Here is a 1861-nt window from a genome sequence, read left to right on the forward strand (position 1 = left end):
GCCAATGGCAACATTACTTGATGGTAAACGGGTCTGGGCAGAAAAAAATCTGAACCAGATTTAATCTGACAGACACCTGTATAAATAACCGGTAACTGTCAGATCAGGTCTGAGCTAGTACAAATAATCATTTAACAGAGAGAGTCGCTGCCATGGATCGTATTGTTGTCTCTTCCAGACAGGAAAGCTCACTGCTCAGCACGCACAAGGTGCTGCGTAACACGTATTTCCTTTTATCACTTACTCTGGGTTTTTCCGCGCTCACCGCAACCGTCAGTACCGTGCTAAACCTCCCCGCGCCTGGCTTGTTGTTGATGCTGATAGGGTTTTACGGACTGATGTTTTTGACCCACAAACTCGCTAATAGTCCAGCAGGTATTCTGGCAGCATTTGCGCTCACTGGTTTTATGGGGTACACGTTGGGCCCGATTCTGAGCTCACTGATTGCCTCCGGCGCCTCTGACATTATCATGCTTGCATTGGGCGGCACGGCCCTGGTTTTTTTCTGCTGCTCAGCCTATGTTCTGACAACGCGCAAGGATATGTCATTCCTGTCCGGGATGATGATGGCGGGATTTGTTGTTCTGATCGTCGGGGTAATTGCCAATCTGTTCCTGCAACTTCCTGCGTTGCATCTTGCGTTGAGCTGCTTGTTCATTCTGTTCTCTGCCGGTGCCATTCTCTGGGAAACCAGCAACATCATTCACGGTGGTGAAACGAATTATATATTCGCGCCACGGTCAGCCTCTACGTTTCCATTTATAACCTGTTCGTGAGCTTGTTGAGTATTTTAGGCATCATGCGCAACGACTAACCAGATTGAAGCTTCTGCCTTTATCATTGCACTGATGTAACGGCCCGAGTTTGGCGTGTCTGCCGCTCAGGCCTTTTTATTCCCCCTTCTACCCCATTCTTCCGACTGAATTTCTTTGCTACACTTCGCTTAAAACAGGGGTTACGAGGCACTATGTTGGAGTTTGAAGGGCGTTTTATAGAAACGGATGCACAGGGATACCTGCTCAACAGCGCTGATTGGAATGAGTCCCTCGCACCGCTACTGGCAAAGCAAGAAGATATCGCGTTAACGGATGCGCATTGGGAAGTAGTGCGCTTTGTTCGCCACTTCTATCTGGAGTTCAACACCTCCCCGGCGATTCGCATGCTGGTAAAAGCGATGGCACAAAAGTACGGCGAAGAAAAAGGTAATAGCCGCTACCTGTATCGACTCTTCCCGAAAGGCCCAGCCAAACAGGCAACCAAAATTGCAGGGCTACCTAAGCCGGTAAAATGTATCTGATATTCGGCTAATAGCGGATTGAAAAACATCGCCACCTTGCGCGTCTGCGTCTCTAACGCACTTTTAAAGGCACCGGGCAGGATGATGTCGCCGTCTGAGTCGATGTCGATATTGTTAAAGACCGAGGCGTAACCCTCGAAAATGCCCTGCGAACCATCACCGGCAAATTTGATCTCGGTTTGGTCAAAGGAGAGCGTCTTGTTAATGTCTGGCATTATTGACCCCATAAAAAACTAAACCCCGCTGGCGCGAGGTTGTTGGTTGCTGGTTCCCAGTTCAGTGATAGGCACATATTGCGCCTGACGCATGGCAACATCCCCCCCGGGTAATGGCGGGAAGTTATCCAGTCGGCGCATTTCGTTGATGGTGCGGAGTCCGGCTTCTCCCATCGATTTCATAAACGCAGCGCGTGATGCTGAATCACCGCGCAACAGGCCATCAACCGTCATTCCGCACCTACTTTAAGAATAAATTCGACGGTATCGCTCGCCGAGAACATCAACGATGGTCTTGTGAACAGAATTGAGGTTGGATACTTGTGGTGGTCTGTCACCAATACTGAAC

Annotated in this window: 1 protein-coding gene and 3 pseudogenes; 2 read left to right on the forward strand and 2 right to left on the reverse strand. The window is 49.4% G+C overall.

The genetic code is table 11. The features are described 5' to 3' along the window. The first annotated feature begins 152 nt into the window (after positions 1 to 152). Both yccA and tusE read left to right on the forward strand, forming a co-directional pair. A pseudogene (gene yccA / locus ACTBDZ_RS17440) lies at positions 153 to 814 on the forward strand (FtsH protease modulator YccA). A 153-nt stretch (positions 815 to 967) separates the two neighbouring features. Beyond that, positions 968 to 1297 (forward strand): sulfurtransferase TusE, encoded by a 330-nt coding sequence (gene tusE / locus ACTBDZ_RS17445; RefSeq protein WP_438816228.1) that lies wholly within the window; start codon positions 968 to 970, stop codon positions 1295 to 1297. A 17-nt stretch (positions 1298 to 1314) separates the two neighbouring features. Here the strand turns inward: tusE and ACTBDZ_RS17450 are convergent. Together ACTBDZ_RS17450 and ACTBDZ_RS17455 are read right to left on the reverse strand one after the other, a co-directional pair. After that, positions 1315 to 1512: pseudogene (locus ACTBDZ_RS17450) on the reverse strand (HK97 family phage prohead protease); the annotation flags it as partial. 18 nt (positions 1513 to 1530) lie between these two features. Continuing rightward, a pseudogene (locus ACTBDZ_RS17455) lies at positions 1531 to 1740 on the reverse strand (phage portal protein); the annotation flags it as partial. Between the last annotated feature and the right edge of the window lie 121 nt (positions 1741 to 1861).

Source organism: Symbiopectobacterium sp., from assembly GCF_051710365.1.
Taxonomy (GTDB): Bacteria; Pseudomonadota; Gammaproteobacteria; order Enterobacterales; family Enterobacteriaceae; genus Symbiopectobacterium.

Bases quoted from the DNA above. Each gene is read 5' to 3' on its own strand.
- tusE (WP_438816228.1), top strand. From the start codon at position 968: ATGTTGGAGTTTGAAGGGCGTTTTATAGAAACGGATGCACAGGGATAC.